The organism is Janthinobacterium glycogeni (assembly GCF_051380725.1).
In the GTDB taxonomy this organism is placed as follows: domain Bacteria; phylum Pseudomonadota; class Gammaproteobacteria; order Burkholderiales; family Burkholderiaceae_D; genus Janthinobacterium.
This window is the reverse complement of record NZ_JBNYXP010000001.1, coordinates 305,057-327,396: the sequence shown is the minus strand read 5'-3', so window position 1 is coordinate 327,396 and position 22,340 is coordinate 305,057. Positions and strand designations below refer to the sequence as shown.

22 protein-coding genes and 1 riboswitch are annotated in these 22,340 nt (G+C 63.1%); of the genes, 12 read left to right on the top strand and 10 right to left on the bottom strand.

Annotated elements, in window-relative coordinates; all coding sequences use genetic code 11:
- Positions 1 to 12 precede the first annotated feature (12 nt).
- The 3 genes from ACQ4W4_RS01520 to ACQ4W4_RS01510 form a co-directional block, all read right to left on the bottom strand.
- The gene (locus ACQ4W4_RS01520; protein WP_326459428.1) at positions 13 to 828 is read right to left on the bottom strand and encodes an MlaE family ABC transporter permease; all 816 of its coding nucleotides are present in this window, start codon (positions 826 to 828) and stop codon (positions 13 to 15) included.
- Between the two features lie 57 nt (positions 829 to 885).
- On the bottom strand, positions 886 to 1,209 hold the full coding sequence (locus tag ACQ4W4_RS01515; protein ID WP_436540501.1) for a hypothetical protein: 324 nt from the start codon (positions 1,207 to 1,209) through the stop codon (positions 886 to 888).
- A 123-nt stretch (positions 1,210 to 1,332) separates the two neighbouring features.
- Positions 1,333 to 2,208 carry a LysR family transcriptional regulator gene (locus ACQ4W4_RS01510; RefSeq protein WP_436540500.1) on the bottom strand — a complete coding sequence of 292 codons (876 nt, stop codon included), beginning with the start codon at positions 2,206 to 2,208 and terminating at the stop codon, positions 1,333 to 1,335.
- Positions 2,209 to 2,339: 131 nt separating this feature from the next.
- Here ACQ4W4_RS01510 and ACQ4W4_RS01505 point away from each other — a divergent pair, with 131 nt between their 5' ends.
- A complete protein-coding gene (locus ACQ4W4_RS01505; RefSeq protein WP_436540499.1) occupies positions 2,340 to 3,713 on the top strand; it encodes an MFS transporter in 1,374 nt (457 codons plus the stop codon).
- Positions 3,714 to 3,720: 7 nt separating this feature from the next.
- Here the strand turns inward: ACQ4W4_RS01505 and ribB are convergent, their stop codons facing one another.
- Entirely contained in the window at positions 3,721 to 4,368 is a 648-nt protein-coding gene (ribB, locus tag ACQ4W4_RS01500; RefSeq protein WP_070223924.1) for a 3,4-dihydroxy-2-butanone-4-phosphate synthase, read from the bottom strand.
- Between the two features lie 94 nt (positions 4,369 to 4,462).
- Positions 4,463 to 4,613, bottom strand: a riboswitch (FMN riboswitch).
- A 183-nt stretch (positions 4,614 to 4,796) separates the two neighbouring features.
- Between ribB and ACQ4W4_RS01495 the strand changes: the two genes are divergently transcribed.
- The 5 genes from ACQ4W4_RS01495 to ACQ4W4_RS01475 all read left to right on the top strand — a co-directional run bounded on the left by ACQ4W4_RS01495 (position 4,797) and on the right by ACQ4W4_RS01475 (position 11,695).
- The gene (locus ACQ4W4_RS01495) at positions 4,797 to 7,640 is read left to right on the top strand and encodes a M16 family metallopeptidase (protein WP_436540498.1); all 2,844 of its coding nucleotides are present in this window, start codon (positions 4,797 to 4,799) and stop codon (positions 7,638 to 7,640) included.
- Between the two features lie 95 nt (positions 7,641 to 7,735).
- Positions 7,736 to 7,933: a hypothetical protein gene (locus ACQ4W4_RS01490; protein WP_010399555.1), complete on the top strand. Its 198-nt coding sequence runs from the start codon at positions 7,736 to 7,738 to the stop codon at positions 7,931 to 7,933.
- A 144-nt stretch (positions 7,934 to 8,077) separates the two neighbouring features.
- A complete protein-coding gene (locus ACQ4W4_RS01485; protein ID WP_436540497.1) occupies positions 8,078 to 9,637 on the top strand; it encodes a methyl-accepting chemotaxis protein in 1,560 nt (519 codons plus the stop codon).
- An 87-nt stretch (positions 9,638 to 9,724) separates the two neighbouring features.
- Entirely contained in the window at positions 9,725 to 10,594 is an 870-nt protein-coding gene (locus tag ACQ4W4_RS01480) for a ThiF family adenylyltransferase (protein ID WP_436540496.1), read from the top strand.
- On the top strand, positions 10,595 to 11,695 hold the full coding sequence (locus tag ACQ4W4_RS01475) for a nitroreductase family protein (RefSeq protein WP_436540495.1): 1,101 nt from the start codon (positions 10,595 to 10,597) through the stop codon (positions 11,693 to 11,695). It begins immediately after the preceding gene.
- Positions 11,696 to 11,702: 7 nt separating this feature from the next.
- On the opposite strand, the gene ACQ4W4_RS01470 is transcribed toward ACQ4W4_RS01475, so the two are convergent.
- The 3 genes from ACQ4W4_RS01470 to ACQ4W4_RS01460 form a co-directional block, all read right to left on the bottom strand.
- Complete coding sequence (locus ACQ4W4_RS01470) at positions 11,703 to 12,695, bottom strand: EDSAP-1 family PEP-CTERM protein (RefSeq protein ID WP_436540494.1); 993 nt, start codon at positions 12,693 to 12,695, stop codon at positions 11,703 to 11,705.
- A 107-nt stretch (positions 12,696 to 12,802) separates the two neighbouring features.
- Positions 12,803 to 13,786 (bottom strand): EDSAP-1 family PEP-CTERM protein, encoded by a 984-nt coding sequence (locus tag ACQ4W4_RS01465; protein WP_436540493.1) that lies wholly within the window; start codon positions 13,784 to 13,786, stop codon positions 12,803 to 12,805.
- A gap of 188 nt (positions 13,787 to 13,974) precedes the next feature.
- A complete protein-coding gene (locus ACQ4W4_RS01460) occupies positions 13,975 to 15,207 on the bottom strand; it encodes a nucleotide disphospho-sugar-binding domain-containing protein (RefSeq protein WP_436540492.1) in 1,233 nt (410 codons plus the stop codon).
- Between the two features lie 137 nt (positions 15,208 to 15,344).
- On the opposite strand from ACQ4W4_RS01460, the gene ACQ4W4_RS01455 reads away from it, so the two are divergent.
- From ACQ4W4_RS01455 to ACQ4W4_RS01440, 4 genes are all read left to right on the top strand, one after another.
- Positions 15,345 to 15,518, top strand: coding sequence for a hypothetical protein (locus ACQ4W4_RS01455; RefSeq protein ID WP_436540491.1), 174 nt, complete (start codon positions 15,345 to 15,347; stop codon positions 15,516 to 15,518).
- A gap of 240 nt (positions 15,519 to 15,758) precedes the next feature.
- Positions 15,759 to 15,896, top strand: coding sequence for a hypothetical protein (locus tag ACQ4W4_RS01450; protein WP_162995739.1), 138 nt, complete (start codon positions 15,759 to 15,761; stop codon positions 15,894 to 15,896).
- A 129-nt stretch (positions 15,897 to 16,025) separates the two neighbouring features.
- On the top strand, positions 16,026 to 16,394 hold the full coding sequence (locus ACQ4W4_RS01445; protein WP_096236472.1) for a hypothetical protein: 369 nt from the start codon (positions 16,026 to 16,028) through the stop codon (positions 16,392 to 16,394).
- 83 nt (positions 16,395 to 16,477) lie between these two features.
- Positions 16,478 to 16,936, top strand: a complete 459-nt coding sequence (locus ACQ4W4_RS01440; RefSeq protein WP_034750191.1) for an acyl-CoA thioesterase — start codon at positions 16,478 to 16,480, stop codon at positions 16,934 to 16,936.
- An 88-nt stretch (positions 16,937 to 17,024) separates the two neighbouring features.
- On the opposite strand, the gene ACQ4W4_RS01435 is transcribed toward ACQ4W4_RS01440, so the two are convergent.
- The 3 genes from ACQ4W4_RS01435 to ACQ4W4_RS01425 all read right to left on the bottom strand — a co-directional run bounded on the left by ACQ4W4_RS01435 (position 17,025) and on the right by ACQ4W4_RS01425 (position 21,221).
- Positions 17,025 to 18,431, bottom strand: a complete 1,407-nt coding sequence (locus tag ACQ4W4_RS01435; RefSeq protein WP_077406752.1) for a DEAD/DEAH box helicase — start codon at positions 18,429 to 18,431, stop codon at positions 17,025 to 17,027.
- Positions 18,432 to 18,918: 487 nt separating this feature from the next.
- Positions 18,919 to 19,707: an enoyl-ACP reductase FabI gene (gene fabI, locus ACQ4W4_RS01430; protein ID WP_436540490.1), complete on the bottom strand. Its 789-nt coding sequence runs from the start codon at positions 19,705 to 19,707 to the stop codon at positions 18,919 to 18,921.
- Between the two features lie 101 nt (positions 19,708 to 19,808).
- Positions 19,809 to 21,221 carry a transglycosylase SLT domain-containing protein gene (locus ACQ4W4_RS01425; protein WP_436540489.1) on the bottom strand — a complete coding sequence of 471 codons (1,413 nt, stop codon included), beginning with the start codon at positions 21,219 to 21,221 and terminating at the stop codon, positions 19,809 to 19,811.
- A gap of 328 nt (positions 21,222 to 21,549) precedes the next feature.
- Between ACQ4W4_RS01425 and ACQ4W4_RS01420 the strand changes: the two genes are divergently transcribed.
- Both ACQ4W4_RS01420 and ACQ4W4_RS01415 read left to right on the top strand, forming a co-directional pair.
- The gene (locus ACQ4W4_RS01420) at positions 21,550 to 22,122 is read left to right on the top strand and encodes a DUF1415 domain-containing protein (protein ID WP_436540488.1); all 573 of its coding nucleotides are present in this window, start codon (positions 21,550 to 21,552) and stop codon (positions 22,120 to 22,122) included.
- Positions 22,122 to 22,316 (top strand): DUF1289 domain-containing protein, encoded by a 195-nt coding sequence (locus ACQ4W4_RS01415; RefSeq protein ID WP_070223900.1) that lies wholly within the window; start codon positions 22,122 to 22,124, stop codon positions 22,314 to 22,316. The genes ACQ4W4_RS01420 and ACQ4W4_RS01415 overlap by 1 nt, the downstream gene beginning before the upstream one ends.
- Positions 22,317 to 22,340: the final 24 nt, after the last annotated feature.

Genomic DNA, 22,340 nt, shown 5'->3' with positions numbered 1-22,340 from the left:
GCGGGCGGGGCATCAGTAGTAATTGCCCATCAGCGAAGCCACTTCGACCAGCAGGATGACGGAAAACAGGCGCAGCATTTCGGACAGGCCGTGCGCGGCCCACAGGCGGTTGCGCCGGCCGTGCGGCTCTTCCGGGTAGTACGAGGAGGCCAGCGGAATCAGGGCCACGGCAAAGCTGAAGAAGATCACCTTGAGCATCAGGATCAGGGCCACGGCCGGATTGAAGATTTGCCCCACCACGCGCGTGTAGCCTTGCAGCGCCCACGGCGTGAAACCGTAGATGGTGAGATAGGCGAGGATCAGCGAGGTGACGCAGCTGACGATGGCCAGCATCCACACGGCAAAGATGCCGGACATGACGCGTGGAAAGTATTCGCGGCGCAGCAGGTCGACGCCCTGGCGCTGCATGGTGTCGAGCATGCCGGAAGAGCGCATTTGCGCAAAGGCAATGCCGTCCGGCAGGGTCAGGCGCAGGGCGACGAACAGGGCGGCCGTCAGCGGGATCAGTTCCAGCACCAGCACGCGCACCACCATTTCCAGCGCATAGCGCGACAGGCCGTAGCTTTGCGCGCTGACGACGACGATGCGGATCAGCACCAGGCTGACGAGCGCGCAGGCGACGCTGAACCAGACGAGATTGGGCGCCGTGTTCGTCACCAGCCGGTGCGCGAGGATGGGGCGGTTGTCGCGGTTATAGCTCGATGGCGACAGGGCCAGCGAAAACACGAGGATGGCGAAATGCAGCATGCGCCACCAGCTGACCAGCCAGGCCATGGTGGCCCGGTGCAGGCGGCGCAGGCTGATGATGAGGGAGACGGATAGGGTCATCATGGCATCTTAACATCAGCCCGCCCGCCGGGCACGTCAGGCGTGCGCGCCTATCGCTTATTCAAACAGGGCGAAGCCGGCCATCACGACCATCAGCACGGCGATGTATTGCATCGGAATCCAGAACAGGGTGTGGCGCTGGCGCAGGATGACTCTTTCCTGCGTGGCCGGGTCGATCAGTTCGCGTCCGGGCGCGCTGTTCAGGCGCACGCCCGCATACCAGCTGGCGGCAGCTGCCAGCAGGAAGGCCAGGGCCAGGGTCCATGTGTGGCTCTTCGTGTAGGCCTCGCCCAGGGTGGCGCCAAACAGCGCCTGTGCGGCCAGTACGACGATAAAACAGATCAGGGGGGCGAGTATGCCGAAGCCTTGCCAGATAAGCATAAAAATTCTCCAGGGGGATTGAGGGATCCCGCGGCGGTGGCGGCGGCTGTGCGCGGCGGGGGGACGGATTTTATCAGAATTATCAAAAAGAAAGTTTCTTTTCGGCACTATTGTGCGCGCCTGTCAGGCGGCGCTGGCGGTGCCCACGCTGGCGATGATGGCATCGGCCGCCGCCCGCACGCGGGCAGAACGGTTCAGGTCCGCATGCATGACCAGCCACACGTCATACGTTTCCGCCCGCTCGGGCCAGATGCGCACGAGCTGCGGGTCGATGTCGCCCAGGTGGGTGGCCAGTTCGGCCACGCCCAGGCCCGCGCGCGTGGCTTCCTGCAGCATCGCCGCCGAGTTCACTTCCATGGCGACCCGGGCGTTGGCGACGGATTCGCCGGCGATCTTGTCCGCATGGCGCGGCGTCACGGAATGGTGGTAGATGACGATGTCGTGGCCGGCCAGCGCCGTGCCGCGCACGGGCTCGCCCCGTTCGGCCAGGTAGCTTGTTGAGGCGTACAGGCCCAGGCTGCGCTTGACTAGGTGGCGCGAGATCAGGTCCGGGTCGGTGGGGCGCACGCCGCGCACGGCCAGGTCCGCTTCGCGCCGCGTCAGGCTGGCCAGCGCGGGCGCCACGTTGAGCACGATGCGGATGTCGGGGTGGGCCGCATGCAGCCGCTGCATGGCGCGGATGACGAAATGGCTGGCCATGGTGTCGGTGGTGGCCACGCGCACCAGGCCGCTTAAACGGTTGTCGACGCCCTGCATCTCGCGCTGCAGCTTGTCGGCGGCCCGCTCCATCGCTTCGGCCGCGTTCAAGGCCAGTTCGCCGGCCGGCGTGGGCACGTAGCCCGATGGCGTGCGCAGGAACAGGGTGGCGCCCAGCGAGCTTTCCAGCGCGGCCAGGCGGCGCCCGCACGTGGCCTGGTCGATGCGCAGCAGGGCCGCCGCGCCGCGCAGGGTGCCGGCGCGGCCGATGGCCAGAAAGATGCGCGCGTTATCCCAGTCCATAAGCCCAGTCCATGGCGTGTTTCCTTGTCGTTAATTAGATGCATTTTTGCATCGCTGCGCCGATTTTATGCCTGTTTACTGCATCATGCAACGCTCGCATAATGGCTGCCCCCGTCCCTGCAAGGAATACCATGTCTGCCCCCACACCGCACCGCGCCAGCGGCTTGATCCTGCTGACCCTGGCCTTCGGCTTCGTCATGGCCATGCTCGACGTCACGGCCGTCAACGTGGCCCTGTCCGATATCGCGCTGGACTTGAATATCCCGCTGACGGGCCTGGTCTGGGTGGTCGACGGCTACACCCTGACGTTTGCCGCGCTGCTGCTGGCCGGCGGCGCGCTGGCCGACCGCTACGGCCCGAAAGCCGTGTACCAGGGCGGCCTCGGTGTCTTCCTCCTCGGCTCGGTCCTGTGCGGCGCCGCGCCCGACGGACATTTTCTGACGGCCGCGCGTTTGCTGCAGGGCGCGGGCGCGGCCCTGTTCATGCCCAGTTCGCTCAGCCTGCTCACGCACAGCTTTGACGACGAGCGCGAACGCACGCGCATGCTGGGCGCCTGGTCGGCGCTGGTGGGCGTGGCGGGCGCGTCCGGCCCCTTGATCGGCGGCATCCTCGTGCACCAGTTCGGCTGGCGCAGCGTGTTCTGGGTAAATGTGCCGCTGGGCGTGCTGGCCATCGTCATGGCGCAGCTGTTGCTGGCCGCGCCGGCGCGCCAGCCGCGCGATCTGTCGCTGTTCAGCCATGCGCTCGGCGTGGCGGCGCTGGCGGGCCTGAGTTTTACCTTGATCGAAGGCCCCGTGCTGGGCTGGCTGTCGCCGGGCGTGCTGGCGGCGGGCGCGCTGGCGGTGCTGTCGGCCTGGCAATTGCTGCGGCGCGAGCGCAGCGGCAGCCATCCGCTGCTGCCGCGCGCACTGTTTCACAGCAGCAGCTTTGGCGCGGCCAATGGCGTAGGTTTCCTGATCAATTTCTGCGTCTTCGGCCAGCTGTTTTTATTGAGCCTGTTCCTGCAGCAATCGGGCGGCGCCGATGCCTTGCAGTCGGGCTTGCGCTTGCTGCCCATGATGGCGGCCTATACGGTGGGAAATTTCATGGCGGGAAGTATTGCGGCACGCCATGGCACGCGCTGGCCCATGCTGGCCGGCCTGCTGGTGGGCGCCGTGATGGCGCTGCTGCTGATGGGCTTGCGTCCCGCGACGCCCTACGCCTTGCTGGCGCTGGGCACGGCCGTCATGAACGTGGCCATCGGCATCGCCATTCCCGCCATGACGGCCACCGTGATGCGGGTGGCCGGCAAGCAGCATGCGAACAGCGCGGCGGCGGCCCTGAATGCGAACCGGCAAATTGGTGCGCTCGTGGGCGTGGCCCTGATCGGCAGCATCCTGCACATGGTGCCGGACTGGTCGTTGCGCTTGCCGCTGGCCTACGCGACGATCGCCGTCGCGTACGGGCTGGCGGCAGGCCTCGTCTATCGGCATGTGCATCTGCCGAAGGCCGTGGCCGCTGTCTGACGCAGGTTTATTGCTCGCGCGTGCTGCGCCATTCCACCAGTTCTTCGATGGTCAGAATGGGCATGCCATGCAGCTCGGCGAAGCGCTCGATGTCGTCGCCGCGCATCATGGTGCCGTCCGGGTTCATCAGCTCGCACAGCACGGCGGCCGGGTTCAGGCCCGCCATGCGCGACAGGTCGACGGAGCCTTCGGTGTGGCCACGGCGCTCGAGCACGCCGCCGGGCGCGGCGCGCAGGGGGAAGACGTGGCCGGGGCGCACCAGGTCGGCGGGCTTGGCGTCCGGCGCGATGGCGGCGCGGATGGTGGTCACGCGGTCGGCGGCCGACACGCCCGTCGTGACGCCGTCGCGCGCCTCGATGGAGACGGTGAACGGCGTGCCGTAGCGGCTGCCGTTATCGGACGACATGGGCGGCAATTCCAGCGCGCTGACGACGTCCGTCGGCAGGCACAGGCAAACGATGCCGCTGCATTCGCGGATCAGCAAAGCCATGGTTTCGTTCGTCAGTTTCTCGGCAGACAGGATCAGGTCGGCCTCGTTTTCACGGTCGAAATCGTCGAGCAGAATGACAGGGATGCCGGCGCGCATGGCGGCCAGGGCGGACTGGATGCGACCTTCGAGGTCGTTGGAAAGCAGGGTATAGCTGTTGACTAACATGGTGAAACGCTCCTCGCATAGGCGAAAAACGCTGCAGGGCAAGCGAATAGACGCAACTGGCCGCATCGCCGTGGCGATGGGACATCACACTACTGCACATCTTCTTTCATCCGGACTATACCGTCGGCTCTGGAGTCACACCAGATCTGCTGACCTCATCAGGCGAAACCTGACAAGCGCTCGCGGGCTTGACCGTTGCCGGTCTTACCGCCGGTGGGGAATCGCACCCCGCCCCGAAGACGTTGTTGTGCCGGTCCACATGACCGGCGGCAATACTTTAGCACAACTGACAAAAGCTGGCAGGGTGCTGTTGAGTTTGTCATTCGGCAAAGTTGCCTGGGAAAAGCAATTTTTCCTAAGTTGTTTTTAATGGCGGAAACACGATTTCAGTGTAAGGTATGCCTACTGAATCTTACCGTTGAGAATACATGAAGCTGAGTAAATTACGCCTGATCCCGGGCGCCGTCTTGCTGGCGTGCGCCTGCCTGGCACAGGCGGAAATCCGTTTGAGCGATCCCCTGCCGCTGGCACCAGAAGTGACCGTCGGAAAATTGCCGAACGGCTTGACCTACTACATCAAGAAAAATGCCCGCCCTGCGCAGAAAGTGGAACTGCGCCTGGTGGTCAAAGCCGGCTCCATTCTGGAAGACGATGACCAGCAGGGCCTCGCCCATTTCACGGAGCACATGGCCTTCAATGGCTCCACGCATTTCAAGCGCAATGAGCTGATTTCCTATTTGCAATCGATCGGCGTGAAGTTCGGCGCCGACTTGAATGCCTACACGAGTTTCGATGAAACCGTGTACGTGCTGCCGATTCCGACGAACAAGAAGGAAAACCTGGAAAAGGGTTTTCTCGTGCTGGAAGACTGGGCGCATGGCTTGAAATTCAATCCGGCCGACATCAACAGCGAGCGCGGCATCGTGCTGGAAGAGGCGCGCCTGGGCAAGGGCGCCAGCGACCGCATGAACAAGGTGCTGTATCCGAAGCTGCTGAATGGTTCGCGCTACGCGGAACGCATGCCGATCGGCAAGGAATCCGTGCTGAAAACCTTCAAGCCGGAAGCCATCAAGCGTTTCTACAAGGATTGGTACCGTCCCGACCTGATGGCCGTGATGGTGGTCGGCGACGTGGAGCCGGGCCAGGCTGAAAAGCTGATCCGCCAGCATTTCGGCAAGCTGAAGAACCCCGCGAAACCGCGTCCGCGCCTGTATGCGGAAGTGCCGCAGCGCTCGCAAACGGAAGCGCTGGTGATCACGGACAAGGAAGCGCCGGACGACAGCGTCTTCATCCGCTACCCGATCCGCGCCGCGCAGGAACCCGTCACCATTGCCGACTACCGCCGCCAGATGATCGAAAACCTGTATGGGCAAATGCTCAGCGCGCGCATGCAGGAATTGACGCAGCAGGCCAATCCTCCGTTCATCCAGGGCGGCAGCAGCATGGGCAAGCTGGTGCGCGGCTATGAATCGTTCAGCGCATATGCCTTGCTGGGCAAGGGCGGCTTGCAGCCGGCCGTCGATGCGCTGGTGCAGGAAGACGAGCGGGCGCGCCGCTTCGGTTTCAGCCAGGATGAGCTGGACCGCGCGCGCAAGAACATGCTGCGCAATTACGAGCGCGCGTACAGCGAGCGCGACAAGTCCGACTCGGCCGGTTTTGTGGCCGAGTATTCGCGCAACTTCCTGGAGCAGGAAGCCGTCCCCGGCATCGCCAATGAACTGCTGTACGCGCAGGAACTCTTGCCGCAGGTAACGCTGCAGGAAATCAACGAGACGGTGGCCAAGGTGATTCCCGACCAGCAAAAGAAGCTGGTGGTCTTCATGGGGGGCGAACCGAAAGCGGGCGACGCGGCCTCGACTGTGCCGACGCAGCAGCAATTGCTCGACGCCGTGGCGAAGGCCGAGCAGCAGAAGGTCGAGCCGCGCACGGAGAAAGTGCTTGCCAGTAAACTGATGGACGGTCCGCCGGCCGGCGGCAGCATCGTTGCGGAAAAACTGAACAGCGCCATCGGCGTGACGGAACTGACCCTGGGCAATGGCGTGCGCGTGCTGCTCAAACCGACGGACTTCAAGAATGACCAGGTGCTGATGGGCTCGACGCGCTTCGGCGGCCAGTCGCTGTTCGGCGACGCCGACATCTACAACGCCCGCTACGCCAGCGCCGTGGTCGGCAGCATGGGGCTGAAGGATTTGGCGCCGCTGGACTTGCAAAAAGTGTTGGCCGGCAAGACGGTCAACGTGGGCGCCTCGCTGGGCGAACTGAGCGAAGGCTTTGGCGGCTCGGCCAGCAGCGCCGACGTGGAAGCCATGCTGCAGCTCGTGTACCTGTATTTCCACGACGTGCGCAAGGATGCGGGCCTGTACCAGTCCTTCATCGGCAAGCAGCAGGACCTGGCGAAAAACAGCATGGCGCAGCCGGAAGCCGTGTTTTACGACGCCGTCCAGCACGCCATGTATGGCGACCATCCGCGCGTCGACGGCGTGCCCCGCGTGGCCGATTTCGACAAGGTGGCCCTGGACCGTTCTCTGGACATCTTCCGCCAGCGCTTTTCCAGCGCGCGCGACATGACCTTCATCTTTGCGGGCAGCTTCGAGCTCGACAAGATCAAGCCGCTGATCGCCAGCTACCTGGGCACCTTGCCCGTGGGCGAGGTGGCGCACGCCTACCGCGACGTGGGCATGCGCCCGGTGACGGGCGTCGTCAAGAAGGATATCTATATGGGCAGCGAGCCCAAGAGTACGATTTCCATCACCTTCAATGGCGACGTCGCGTATTCGGACGAGCAAAAGCTGACCCTGCAGGCGCTGGGCGAGGTGCTGAACCTGAAAGTCATCGAAGTGCTGCGCGAAAAGATGAGCATGATCTATGGCGGCGGCTTTGAAACCTCGATGGGCCAGCATCCGTACGGCCATTATTCGGTGGCCTTGAACTTGCCGACGGGACCGGAAAACGTGGACAAGGTGATCGCCGCCGCCTTTGCCGAAATCAGCAAGATGAAGGCGGACGGGCCATCCGCGGCCGACCTGGAAAAGGTCAAGCTGAACTGGATCACGCGCCAGCAGAAATCCCTGCGGGAAAACAACTACTGGATGAATCAGTTGATGGGTTCGGTGACGCAGGGACGCGACCCCGCGCACATCCTGCGCTACGAGCAGCGCGTGCGCGCCATCACGCCGCAAGCCGTCAAACTGGCGGCGCAGCGCTACCTGGATCTGCACAATTATGTGCAGGTGGTGCTGTATCCGGAACGTAAAAATATTGCAGCCAAGTAATCTTCATTGTTGAGCTGCAGGCGCGGCAAGGTGGCGAAGCTGTTAAACTGGCGCTGATTGATGTGATATCGCAATTTAACAGGCAAGGACATACGATGGCTAAGAAAGAAGAACTCGATCCGGAAACCCTGGAATTGATCAACTGGTGTATCGAGGTCGAAGGCTTCCTCGTGGCTGGCGGCGCCACGGTGGCGCAGGCGCAGGACCATATCGAAGAGCAGGTCGAGTGGTTTACCGACCAGTTTTACGACGGCTTGACACCGGAAGAGGCGGCCAAGGAAGCCTTGGCGTGAAGCTCCATTAACGAGCGAGTAATAACAAAGCGGGCGGTGCCTGCCGGGCATCAGCCTGGTAGCGCCGCCCGCTTTGCTTTTCTGAAAAGATTTCCTTATGGAAATTGTTTATAATTCCACGCTTTATTTTCTACCCAGGCACCCATGACACTCCGTTCGCGCATTCTCCTCCTGTGTTTCAGCACCTTGCTGGGCATCGTCCTCATCGCTTCTTTCTCCCTGTATTCCCTGCGCCAGACCATGATGGCCGAGCGCGTCGAGCAATTGACGGTGCTGGTGGAGCTGGCTAACGCATCCGTGGAAAAGGCGTATGCGCTGGAACAGTCGGGCAAGCTCACGCGTGAGCAAGCCCAGCAGCAGGCCAAGCTGGCCATCGGCAGCTTCGTCAAGGACGAGATGTATTATTTTGTGCGCGATTTCAGCACCGACTTGCTGTACGTGCATCCGAATGCGTCGCGCATCGGCACGCCGCAAAAGAACATGAAGCAGTCGGGCGACCGCTATCGCGCCGCGCTGGCCAACAGCCGCATCGGCCTCGTGCAGGCGGATGGCACGCGTCCGGGCGTGCCCGACCCGGTGGCGAAGATGTATGCGGTGGTGAAATTTGCACCGTGGGACTGGCTGATCGGCACGGGCACGTATATCGATGACATCAACCACAAATTCTGGGCCCAGGCGGGCGTGCTGCTGGCCATCGGCGGCGCGCTGATGCTGGTGGTGGGCGCCCTGGCAGCGTTGATGCTGCGCCGCATCCTGGCCCAGCTCGGTGGTGAACCCGACTATGCAGCGGCCATCGTGGCGCAAATCGCCCAGGGCGATCTGACCACGCACATCGAGACGCGTCCCGGCGATACGTCCAGTTTGCTGATGGCCATCAAGGCCATGCGCGACAACCTGGCGCATCTGGTGAGCCAGGTGCGCACCGATGCGGAATCGATTTCCACGGCATCGGGCGAGATCGCCTCGGGCAACCACGACTTGTCGGCGCGCACGGAGCAGCAGGCCGGATCGCTGGAAGAAACGGCGTCGACCATGGAAGAAATGACCTCGACCGTGCGCCAGAATGCGGACAATGCGCGCCAGGCGAACCAGCTGGCTATTTCTGCCTCGCAAGTGGCGAGCCAGGCGGGCGGCGTGGTGAGCCAGGTGGTCGACACCATGGGTGCCATCAATGCCTCGTCGAAAAAGATCGGCGACATCATCGCCGTCATCGACGGCATCGCCTTCCAGACGAATATCCTGGCCCTGAATGCGGCCGTGGAAGCGGCACGTGCGGGCGAGCAGGGCCGTGGCTTCGCCGTCGTGGCCAGCGAGGTGCGCAACCTGGCACAGCGCTCAGCCAGTGCCGCCAAGGAAATCAAGCAACTGATCGATAGTTCCGCCGAGCAAGTGGGCGCCGGTGAAAAACTGGTGGCGCTGGCGGGCGAAACGATGGAAAAAGTCGTCTCCAGCGTGCAGCACGTGACCGATATCGTGGCCGAGATTTCCTCGGCCAGCGCCGAGCAGAGCGCCGGCATCGAGCAGATCAACCAGGCCATCGTCGAGATGGATAACATGACGCAGCAAAACTCTGCCCTCGTCGAGCAGGCGTCGGCGGCGGCGCAGGCCATGAACGAGCAGGCGGCCGGGCTGGCGCAGATCGTCAGCGTGTTCAAGGTGGGCGCCGTGGCGCCCGCAGCGGTGCAGCGGCGCCTGACGCGCTAGCCGCTTTTTTTCTGTCATGCGGGAACTTATTCCCGGCTCACCTGTCCAAACTTTTTCGTCCGCAATGGATGCACAGAAGAGGTGAGCATGACAGACGGTTTTTCCTATCACGCGGCATTTGCCCGCAACCTGGGCTGGGTCACGCAGGCGGAGCAAAACAGCTTGCGCGGCAAGCGCGTGGCCATCGCCGGCATGGGCGGCGTGGGCGGCGTGCACTTGCTGACCCTGGCGCGGCTGGGCATCGGCGCTTTTCACATCGCCGATTTCGACACCTTCGATATCGCCAACTTCAACCGCCAGGCCGGCGCCATGGTCTCCACCCTGGGCCAGCCCAAGGTGGCGGTATTGGCGCAGATGGCGCGTGACATCAATCCCGAGCTGGACATCAAGCAATTTCCCGACGGCATACACGACAGCAACCTGGCCGAGTTCTTTGCCGGCGTCGACCTGTATGTGGACGGCCTGGATTTCTTCGCCTTTCCCGCGCGCCAGGCCACGTTTGCCGCCTGCGCCCGCCTGGGTATTCCCGCCATCACGGCCGCGCCGCTGGGCATGGGCACAGCCGTGCTCAGCTTCATGCCGGGCGGCATGACGTTCGAAGCGTATTTTGGCTGGGGCGACTTGCCCGAAGAAGAGAAGGCCCTGCGCTTCCTCGTCGGGCTGGCGCCGGCCGGACTGCATGCCCCTTACCTGGTCGATCCGTCCGCCATCAACCTGAAGGAGCGGCGCGGGCCATCGACCATCATGGGCTGCCAGCTGTGCGCGGGTGCTGCCGCCACGGAAGCCTTGAAAATTTTATTAAAACGCGGCAAGGTGATGGCGGCGCCGCACGGCGTGCATTTCGACGCCTACCGCAACAAGCTCGTGCATACTTGGCGTCCCGGCGGCCATCGTCATCCGCTGCAGCGCCTGACGATGGCCATCATCAGGCGGCGACGCGCCGCACAGGGGGCATAAATGGCGCAAGCATTGCTGAACGATCCCGTGCTGGAAAACATCCTCGAGCAGGCGCGCTGGGCGCCCAGCGGCGACAATACGCAGCCGTGGCGCTTTGAAGTCGTGGACCAGCGGCACGTGGTCGTGCATGGCTTCGATACGCGCAGCCATTGCGTGTACGACCTGGACGGCCACCCCAGCCAGCTGTCGCTGGGCGCCTTGCTTGAAAGCATGGCCCTGGCGGCCAGCTGTCACGGCTTGCGCATGGAAGCGCGCCGGCGTTTGTCCATGCCCGACACCTTGCCTACCTTTGATGTGCGTTTGATCGACAGCCCAGGCATGCTGCCCGATCCGCTGGCGGCCTTCCTGCCGCGCCGCAGCGTGCAGCGGCGCCGGCTCAGCACGCGCAGCCTGCGCGCCAGCGAAAAGGCGACGCTGGCGGCCAGCTTGCCGCCCGGCTACGGCGTGCAGTGGTTCGAAGGCGGGCGTGCGCGCCTGGCCTGCGCGCGCCTGATGTTTGACAATGCGAAGCTGCGCCTGACCATGCCCGAAGCGCACAAGGTGCACCGCGACGTCATCGAATGGGGCGCGCGCTTCAGTGCCGACCGCATCCCTGAACAGGCGCTCGGCGTCGACGCCATGACGGCGCGGCTGATGCGCTGGGTCATGCACAGCTGGCGCCGCGTGGATTTCTTCAACACCTGGTTGGCAGGCACGCTGGCGCCGCGGCTGCAGATGGACTTGCTGCCGGGCCTGTATTGCGCCGCGCATTTCGTGCTGCTGGCCGATGCGCCACCGCGCCATATCGACGATTACGTGGCGGCCGGCCGCGCCATGCAGCGCTTCTGGCTGACGGCCACGCAGCTGGGGCTGCAATTGCAGCCGGAACTGACGCCGCTGATCTTTGCCCGCTATGTGCGCGAACGGCGCACCTTTTCGCGTACCGATGGCATGCAGGAAATGGCGCAGGAGCTGGCCGTGCAATGCCAGACCGTGCTGGGCGCGGCGGCGGTCGAGCGGGCCGTGTTCCTCGGGCGCATAGGCGCAGGGCCGGCGGCCAGTGCGCGCTCCTTGCGCCGGCCGCTGGCAGACTTGCTCGTCGCGCCTGTCCCGGGGCAGTGAGGCGGTGTCAGCGGCGGCGCCGTCTCGTCAGGGCGGCCAGTGCGGCTAGGCCCGCCGCCAGCAGCGGCAAGGTGCCCGGCAGCGGTATCGGCGTATCCGGCGGCACGTAAAGCAGTTCGGAGCTGTTGAGCATGTTCAACACCAGCGTGTAGCTGCCTGCCACAAGATTGTTGGTCACGGCACTGAACTGGCCGCTGCAATCCGTGCCGGTGCCTGTGCCTGTGGGAGCGCCGCAGCCGGTGGGGTCATACGTGAACATGCTGCCACTGGTCAATGGCGTTTGCGCGTAGCCCGTGTTCAGATTGGCGCCGTCGCTTGTCTCGGTGCCGCCCAGAATGCCCGAACCGATGATGCCGTCGGGCGCCCAGTTGAAGACGATCTGGCCGTTTTCATCGATGATGCTGAAGGTGAGCACCAAGTTGGTGCTGGCCGCCGACCCCGTGGCAGCCTGGGCATCGAGGTACAGTTGCATGAAGGGCAGGGCCTGGAACTGGAATTCGAGGGTCGCGCCTGGCTCACCGACGACGAAATTGACGGCCATCGCCGTGCTGGAACCGTTGCGGCCCAAGGCGTCGGCGCTGCCGCCGCCCGTCAGGTAGGTTTCCGCCGCATTCACCGTGTGTGTGCTGGTCGAGCCGGGCGGAAACGGGGGGATCTGCGAACTGATGATCTGCGCATCGGCCCGTGCGTACGAGGCATTGCCCATGCCTTGCTGCGTAAAGTCATTCTGTCCCTTGCTGACGGCGCCGCGCGTCGCTTGCGCGGCGTCAATCTGGTTGCTGCCGCCATGGATGACGCCGCTGCCATTGAGGGTGGCGGTGGTGCGTGACAGGTCGATATTGCTGATCAAGGTAGTGGAGCCGGTGGGATTGCTGATGACCAGGCCAAAGACGCTGGTGTAGGAATAGCCATAGGCAGCGGCGCTGGCAGTGCCGCTGCCCGCCAGCAACAGCAAGGCCAGCACGATCATGGGCAGTCGGGTGCATAAAAAGGTAGTCATGAAATCCTCATTTCCTGGTCGGTTGCGTTGTAAGGAAAACCGACAGGCTTGCCGCATAAAAAAAGGCGAGGAAACTCCCTCGCCTGTGAATCCCCCTGTTGCCTGGTTCAGGCGGCAACCTTGCGGCGGCGGGCATAGCCCAGGCCAGCGAGGCCCAGGCCCAGCAAGGCCAGGGTGCCCGGTTCGGGAGTCGCCGCCTGTTTCACCAGATCCACGCTTTCCACCGCATTCAAGGTCAAGGTGTAGTTGCCGGCCGTTAAAGCATTGCTGACGGAGCTGAAGTTGCTGCCGCAGCCCGTTCCTACGCCGGTGCCGGACGGCGTGCCGCAGCCGGAAGGGTCGTAGGTGAACAGGTTGCCGCGCGTCAGGAAATTGGTTGCCAGGCTGGTGTTCAAGTTGGCGCCATCGGCGTTCTCCGTGCCGCCGAAGATGCCAGAGCCAATCGCGCCATCGGGCGTCCAGTTGAAGACTGTCGCGCCATTGGCGTCGGTGATGGTGAAGGTCACCACCAGGTTGGCCGTTGCGGTGGACAGGACGCCCACCGTACTTTGCAGGAAGACCTGCATGAAGGGCGAGGCGAGGAAATCAAAGCTCAGCGTCGCCGTGGGCGAACCGACGACGAAGTCGACCGAGAAGCCTGTAGTCGAGCCGTTGCGCCCGGAAGCGTCGGCTGTGCCGGCAGGGCCGTCCAAGTGGGCCTCGGCCACGTTTACGGCCTGGGTGGAGGTGGAGCCGGGCGGGAACGAGGGGAACTGCGTGCTGACGATCTGCGCATCGCCGCGCGAATAGTTGCCCGAGGGGCCTTGCTGCGTGAAGTCGTTCTCGCCCTTGGTGACGGCGCCGACATTGGCGCGTGGCGCATCGAGCGAACCGGCGCCGCCGTTGATGACGCTTACGCCATTCAGGGTGGCCGTGCTGCGCGAGATCGTGGTGCTGTTGGCCACGGTGATCTGGCCCGTTGGCACGCCGATGACCAGGCCGAAGATGTTATTGTAGGAATAGCCGTAGGCGCCCGCTTGTGCGCTACCGGCGGCGCACAGCATGGTCAGTGCGGCCGCGGCAGGGAGCAGTTTCAGTTTCGAGAGTTTCATGGTATTCACCTCGTGGTTGAGTGAGTCTGGAAGTCTTGTTTGAGTCCTGTCGGCAGGTGCTCATGGCCAGTACCTAGCGACTTCCATGCCAACGCATGAGGTTCTTTTGAAATCAAGGGCTTGGCGTGCTTTTATTGACGCGATGCAAGCTTTGCCGGACTCTCTGTAAGAAAAACCGACGCCGCCCGTCAAGGCAGGCCACCACGGGGCGACGAGGCCAGCAGGGCGTGCATATGGGACAGCAAGCGTTGCCCTGGCACATAGACGCGCATGGCCGTGGCCAGCTGACGCGCCGCCAGCCTGGCCCGGCCATCGTCGAGCATGCGCGTGGCGGCATGGCGCAAATCGGTTTCCTGGAAGCGGTCGGCGCGCAGCAGCAGGCCGGCGCCGGCGGCCGCGATGCCGTGCATGTTGAGGAATTGGTCGAGGTTGCCGGCGATGCCGATGACGGGCACGCCTGCCGTCAGCGCCTGCTGACTGGTGGGGCTGCCGCCGTTGCAGATCACCAGGCTGGCGCGCCGGGCGGCTGCATCGCCCGGCAAAAAGGGCGCGACATAGGCATTCGGCGGCACGGCATCGACGCGGATGGTGCCGGCCGTGGCCGCCAATACGGTGACGGGCAGGGGCGCCAGCGCGCGCAGCACGCGCGGCAGCAATTGCCCCTGGCCGGAACTGCCCAGGGTGACATAGATGATCGGCCGCCCGCTGCTCAGTTCAGGTCGCTGCCACCAGTCCGGCAAGTCGAGCGGCGGCGCCCAGATGATGGGGCCCAGGTAGTCGTGCGTGGGTGGCATGCCGTGCGGCGGGAACAGCTGCTCAATATCGGCGTACAAGGTGCGGTCGGCATCCGTATAGATGCGACGCAGGTCGCTGCCCAGCGATGGCAGGCCATGGCGCCGGCGCACGCGGTTCAGGGGGACGGCATGCGAAGCGAAGGCCAGCGGGCGGATCAGGCGAAACAGGGGATCGGCCAGCCAGATGGGCAGCACGCCCGTCAGGGGCAGACTGGGCACCGTGTAATGCTGGCGCACGTAGGGACTCCAGTAGGCGTTGCTGACGGTAATGTAGGGAATGCGCTGCAGGCGCGCGCTGACGGACAGCGACAGGCGAAAGTCGCCGATCACGAGATCGGGCTGGGCGGCATTGAGCAGGCGTAAGTCATCTTCAACGTACGCGTGCAAGGTGCTTTCCGTATAGACCGGCTTGCCGTGCGCCAACGCCTGCAGGAATTGCAATGATGAAATACTGTCGATGCGCCAGCGGCGGAAGTGGGCTTGCTTGAAACAAAAGTCATACCCATCGGCGCAGGCGAAGTGCACTTCGTACTCTTCCTCGTCCAGGCCCTGGGCCAGGCTCAGTGGGCGGCCAACATGGGCCAGGGTCACTGCCTCGGCCATAAAGAGGATTTTCTTGCGCGCCATAGGGTCGCTTGCACTCGTGCTGTAGGGGATGCCTGCCAAGTTAGAGTGGCGCCACATCGTTTAGTTCCCCTGCGGCGTGCCGCTGGCGGGCGCCAGGATTTGGCCGCATCGGCTAGAGTAGGGTAAAGGAGGCCGCCATGCAGTCACAATTCCGTTTTGCCCCGCTGCGCGCACACAGCACGCCCGAACCTGATATGCCGCCACCGCCCGAAGGCGATCCCCTCATGCCGCCGCCGGAACAGCCGCCGCACATCGACCCCGTGCCGGTCGAGGAGCCGACGCCGCCGCCACCGCCCGTGAAAATGCATTGACCGGTTTTCGTGCCGTGGCGCCGCGCCATGGCCTGCGGTGGGCAGTCACGCGCCGTGTTTATTTCCAGTCAGAAATGGGAGACGCGGGCCTCGCCGGTGGTACGCCATTTAAACAACAAAAATGCGCATAAATGTTGCCGAGTGGATACAAATCAAGCCCCAACTGTCGAGTGTCATGCGGCCGTCACGATTCTGTTCTTATAATGAGACATCATAAAAATTCTTGTACAGGAGACCATCGTGGGCAATTCCTTGCATAACAAAATCTACCTGGGCCGGCGGCCTGTGATCACCAGCAAACACCTCGTGGCGCTGGCCCTGGCGGGTGCCGTTGCTGGTTGCGGCCTGGCATGGCTGCTGCTGCGCAGCTACAAATAACGGTCATCACACGCGTGTTTCCGCCGCCTGGCCGCCTGGCCGGCGGCGGTAGATGCACGTTGCCTGTTGCCGATGCGCAGCGGGGCGCGTACCATGGGGGCCGAACACCTGGCCTTTTATGGAAAAGTAATGAAGAACGAGAAATTAACAACCGATGAATATGACGCGCTGGAGCAAGTTGCACGCGGCATCAAGACCGAGCGCCCCAGTGCTTGCGTTGCCCGCAATGCCAAGCGCCTGTCCGGCCTGAAGCTGCTCAGCTATGCACGCGATGGCCGTCTGTCCATCACCGAGAAAGCACAACAACTGCTGTTCCTGCGCCGCTGCATCATGGGGCTGCGCGCCGTCGCCGCCGATCCGCTGACCAAGCTGGAGTCGGACGTGGCTTACTTCCTGGGCAAGAAAGCCCACATCGTGGCGCGCGCCGAAGGCGAGGGCCACGACATTTCCGACAAGGGCCGCGACTCGCTGGCCGACATCGATACCCTGGGCCTGTAAGGTCTGCGCCGGCCCCTGGGGCCGGTTTTCACATCCCCCTCATTTTTTTTATTTCCCCCTTGGAGAGCACTTTGGACAGCGCGATGAACTGGTCGGCCCACGAACTGACGATGACGGTCTTGATGACGCCCGATATGGCCAACTTTTCCGGCAACGTGCATGGCGGCACCATCCTGAAATACCTCGACAGCGTCGCCTACGCCTGCGCCAGCCGCTATTCGGGCAGCTACGTGGTCACCTTGTCGGTGGACCAGGTGATGTTCCTGCAGCCTATCCACGTGGGTGAGCTGGTGACGTTCCTCGCCTCGATCAATTACACGGGCACGACGTCGATGGAAGTGGGTATCCGCGTGGTGACGGAAAACATCCAGCAGCGCCTGGTACGCCACGCCAACAGCTGCTATTTCACGATGGTGGCCGTGGACGCCAACCGCAAGCCGGTGGCCGTGCCGCCGCTGGTGCTCGAGACGCCCGAGCAGCACGCGCGCTTCGAGCAAGCCAAGCTGCGCAAGCTGTCGCGCCAGAAAGTGTCGAAGAAGTAAAGGCACCGGGCATGAAAAAACGGCCACCAGAGCGATCTGGTGGCCGTTTTTTTATTGCCTGCCGCCTGCTGGCGGCATGGCGCCGTGATTAACGGTCGCCGTAGCTGCGGCGTGCGCCGTCGGTGCTGCGCGGGTTGGAACCCTTGTAGCCGCCGCCGGTGCTCGGTGCGCCGTCCTTGCGTGGTGCGCCCGGCTTGCTGAACGTGCGTTGACCTGGCTTCGCGCCGCCACGGTTGTCGCCTGGTTTCCAGCCGCCTGGACGGGCGCTCGAACGTGGTGCCGATGCCGTTTTCTTCGGCTCGAAACCTTCGATGACATTGACCGGGATCAATTGCTTGGTGAAGCGTTCGATGCGCTTGACGTTCATGCCTTCAGCGTGGTTCACCAGCGAGATGGCCAGGCCATTGCGGCCAGCGCGGCCGGTACGGCCGATGCGGTGGACGTAGTCTTCCGGGAACTTCGGCAGATCGTAGTTGAATACGTGGGTGATCGTCGGCACGTCGATACCGCGGGCGGCAACGTCGGTGGCAACCAGCACCTTGACCTGGCCGCGGCGCATGCCGTCCAGGGTGCGGTTACGCGCGCCCTGATGCATGTCGCCGTGCAAGGCGGCAGCCGAGAAACCGGCGATGTTCAGACGGTCGGCGATGGTGTCGGCGTCACGCTTGGTGGCGGTGAACACAACAGCCTGGTCCAGGGTTTCGTCGCGCAGCAGGTGGTCCAGCAGGCGATTCTTGTGCGACAGATCGTCGACGAAGTGGACGCGCTGGGTGATGTTTTCATGCTTGTTGCTCGAGCTTGCCACCTGGATGACCAGCGGATTTTTCGTGATGCGGCGCGCCATGTTGCCGACTACGCCGTCCAGGGTTGCCGAGAACAGCATAGTTTGACGGCCTTCCGGCGTCGCTTCCACGATTTTTTCGATGTCGTCGATGAAACCCATGTCCAGCATGCGGTCGGCTTCGTCCAGCACCAGGATTTCCAGTTGCGAGAAGTCGATCTTGCCCGAGTCCATGTGATCGATCAGACGGCCAGGGGTGGCGACCAGAATCTCAGGATTCTTGGCCAGCAATTGCATCTGTTTAGGGTAAGGCATGCCGCCCAGAATCGACACAGCCTTGATGCGGCGGATGCCGGTGCTGTACTTGTCGGTGTTGGTGGTCACTTGCAGGGCCAGTTCGCGCGTTGGCGTCAGTACCAGCATTTTTGGCTGGGCAGCCTTGAAGCGTGGACGCTCGCCGCGGGCGCGCGATGCTTGCATTTCCTGGTTCGGCGTCTTGCCGGCGGCGCTTTGTTCGGCGCTGGCCAGTTTGTGCAGCGACGGCAGCATGAAAGCTGCGGTCTTGCCCGAACCGGTCTGCGACGAGACCAGCAGGTCACGGCCTTCGATCGCGGCTGGAATCGCTTGCGACTGTACCGCGGTTGGCGCGGTGTAGCCCGATTCGGTCAGAGCGGCGATGATGGACGGATGCAGGCCTAAGGATTCAAATGTCATTCTTTTCTTTCGTAAAAATCAGCGTTCTTGCAAAAAGCAGAACGCAAAATAGCAACGCCAACCAAAACGAAATGACTCAACTAAAAAGAAATTTCGGCACAAAAGCTTTGCGCCGGGACGGTGTCAGGTGCGACACACAAGGCGGGAGGGCTTTATAAGCGGCATCCTGTGGATGCGCTAAGGCTTGCGAAGCTGCTAAGTTTGTAGTGCGGTGACTGCGGTGTTGCCATCGCTTCAAGGGAACATATTGCAGCGCACAACGACACTATACCGTATTTGCCGCCGTTTTGCACGGGCTAAATGGGAAGAAACGCGAGTCCTACCACGTTTTGATGATGTTTCCTATGTAAAATCAGTAGGAGTACGTAGATTTTGCCCGATTAATTGAGCATGGCCGACGCTGTCGGCGGGCAGCGGCGGCGCCTGTCGCGTTTCCCTGGCCAGGCTGATTTGCCGGGCCGCTTGCGCCGCGTCGGCCAGGGGCCAATTATTCTACTTCGGGATTGACGGCCATCACTTGCGAAAAGCCGCCATCGACGTAGGTAATCTCGCCCGTGATGCCCGACGCCAGGTCGGACAGCAGGAAGGCGGCCGTGTTGCCTACCTCTTCGATGGTGACGTTGCGGCGCAGCGGGGCGTGCTCGGCGACAAAGCCCAGGAGTTTGCTGAAATCCTTGATGCCGGAAGCGGCCAGGGTCTTGATGGGGCCGGCGGAAATGCCGTTGGCGCGGATGCCGCGCGGGCCCAGCGATTCGGCCAGGTAGCGCACGGACGCTTCCAGCGAGGCCTTGGCCAGGCCCATGGTGTTGTAGTAGGGTACGGCGCGCACGGCGCCCAGGTAGGTCAGGGTCAGGACCGACGCGCCCGGATGCAGCAGGGGCAGGGCGGCCTTGGCCATGGCGGGAAAGCTGTAGGCGGAAATGTCGTGGGCGATGCGGAAGCTCTCGCGCGACAGGCCGTCGAGGAAGTCGCCGGCGATCGCCTCGCGCGGGGCGAAGCCGATGGCGTGCACGAGGCCGTCGAGGTGTTCCCAGTGGCGCGCCAGCTCGCGGAAGACGGCGCTGATCTGTTCATCGCTGGACACGTCGCAGTCGAACACCAGCTCGCTGCCGAATTCCGCCGCAAACTCGGTGATGCGCTCCTTGAAGCGCTCGCCCACATACGTAAAGGCGAGCGTGGCGCCTTCGCGGTGGCACGCCTTGGCGATGCCATAGGCGATGGAGCGGTTCGACAGCAAGCCCGTGATGAGGATTTGTTTGCCTTGCAAGAAAGCCATGACGACTCCTGTCTGGGTAGGTGGGCGGGGGGCGGATGTACAACCGGCCGCGACAGCAAAGCTGTGGCGGCCGGTGAGGTAGCGCTATACAGATCAGGCGATCAGTGACGGGCCTTGGCGCGACTGTTGCCGCCGCCACGCTGGATGCGTGGCTTCACCAGCGAGATTGGCGCCGTTTGTGCCTTGCCGCCCTTGGCGGCGCGGCGCAGTGCTTTGGCGGCCCGTTCAGGACGGTCCGCTTCCAGCAGCATGGTGGCGCTGTCGGCGATTTCCTGGGTGATGTCGCTGTTCATCGTGGCCGAGGTTTTCGGCACGAGGATGGTGGAGCCGGCGCGCAGGCTGGTGCGCTGTGGGATATTGTTGGCCTGGCGCAGCACGTCGGCCGTGGTGCCGAATTTCGACGCCAGGGTTTCGATGCGTTCGCGCGCATTGGTGATCTTGTGCGTGGTCCAGCTCGACAAGGCATGGCCCCATTGCGCCAGGTTGGTGGTGAACTTGGCGGCGTTTTCCTGCGGCAGCAGAATCTTGGTCTTTTCGCCGCCGATGATGACGGGGCGGTTAAATTGCGGATTCAAGGCCTTGAATTCATCCATCGACAGTTCGGCCAGCTGGGCGGCGACGGTGATGTCGATGTCGCTGGTCTTGTCGATGGCCGTGAAATAGGGCTGGTTGTCGACCACGGGCAGGGTCAGGCCGAACTGGGCCGGATTGGCGATGATGTTCTTCACCGCTTGCAGTTTCGGCACGTAGTTGCGCGTTTCGGCCGGCATCAGGTCGGCCAGGCTTTCGAAGTCGGTCGGCTTGCCCAGCGCCTGGTTTTTCTTGATGGCGCGCTGCACCGAACCTTCGCCCCAGTTGTAGGCGGCCAGGGCCAGTTGCCAGTCGCCAAACATGTCATACAGGCGCTGCAGGTATGTCAGGGCCGCATCGGTCGAGGCCAGCACGCCGCGGCGCTCGTCCTTGAACATGTTTTGCTTGAGGTTGAAATCGCGCCCGGTGGCGGGCACGAATTGCCACATGCCGGCCGCATTGGCGCTGGAGAATGCCTGCGGGTTGAAGGCGGACTCGATGAACGGCAGCAAGGCCAGTTCCGTCGGCATGCCGCGCTTTTCCAGTTCCTGCACCACGTGGAAGATGTAGCGCGAGGCGCGCGCCGTGGTGCGGGCGATGTAGTCGGGGCGGGTGGCGTACCAGTTGACGTGATTCGCCACCAGCTGGTTGTTGATGTCGGGAATCGCATAGCCGCTGCGGATGCGGCCCCAGACGTCGGCTTCGCGCAGCGGATCGGAATTGTCGCTGAGGTTTTTCAGCAGACGGTCGGTCTTTTGCAGGCGGTTGTCGAGGGTGGGGAGTTTCGCCGTGACCTGGGCGGTCATCGGGATCAGGGCGGGTGCGGCGGCGGCGACTGGCGCGTTATCGCTCTCAACACCGGCTTCGTACGCCTGGCTGAGGGCGGGCGCAAGCGCCAGGACCAACGCCGCCAGGACGGTAGATTTAAAGGAGTTTTCGTGCATAGTGTTCCATTGTTGTCGTCGGAGAAACATCGGACAGACCCATGATCAAGCTGCGAGTGTACGTATATCCACATGCCGGAGTCAAGAATTATGTCAGCATGATGACAGCACATAGGCGTCAATAGCGATGTTTCCAGTCGCTAATAATGCAATTATTGCAAATTTAATTTGCCAGATGTGCGATTCGGCCGCTGTTATAGCATACATGGCGTCGAGGCTGGCGCAAGCTTGGCGGTCGTCCGGTATGAGACTGCGCAAAGAGTGCGTACAATTTGGTTTTGGCCGGCCATTCGGCTGCCGGCCGCCTTATTGATAGAGAGTTAAGTATATGAGCACCCCGCCGCGCCACGACGACGACAACGCCGTCATCATCGCCAATACTGTTGCCTGGCTGGAAAAGGCCGTGATCGGCCTGAACCTGTGCCCGTTCGCCAAGGCCGTGCACGTCAAGAAGCAAATCCGCTATGTGGTGTGCGAATCGAGCAATCCGGAAGATCTGCTGGCGATGCTGATGGACGAGCTGCAAACCCTGGCCGACACGGACCCCGAGCAGATCGACACGACCCTGCTGATCCACCCTTACACCCTGAACGATTTCCTCGACTACAACGAGTTCCTCGATGTGGCCGACGCGGCCGTGGAAGACATGCACCTGGCCGGCGAACTGCAAGTGGCCAGTTTCCACCCGAACTACCAGTTTGCCGAGACGTTCGAGGACGACATCAGCAATTACACCAACCGCTCGCCGTACCCGACCCTGCACCTGCTGCGCGAAGACAGCATCGAGCGCGCCGTCGAAGCGTTCCCGGAAGCGTCGGAAATCTTCGACAAGAATATCGCTACCCTGGAAGCGCTGGGCGCCGAAGGCTGGGAAAAGCTCGGCTTGCCGAAGGTATCCTGATGGGTGACAAGGAATTGCCGCCGCGTCCAGACACGCCCTGCGTGGCCGTGTGCTCGACGACCTTCGATGAAATTTGCCGCGGCTGCGGCCGCACCGTGGTGGAAGTGGCCCACTGGGTGTCGATGACGGATGAGGAGAAGGAAGTGGTGTGGGTGCGCATCCTGGCGCAGGGGTATCCGCGCCGGAATACTTAAATAGCGACGCAATAGAGCAATATC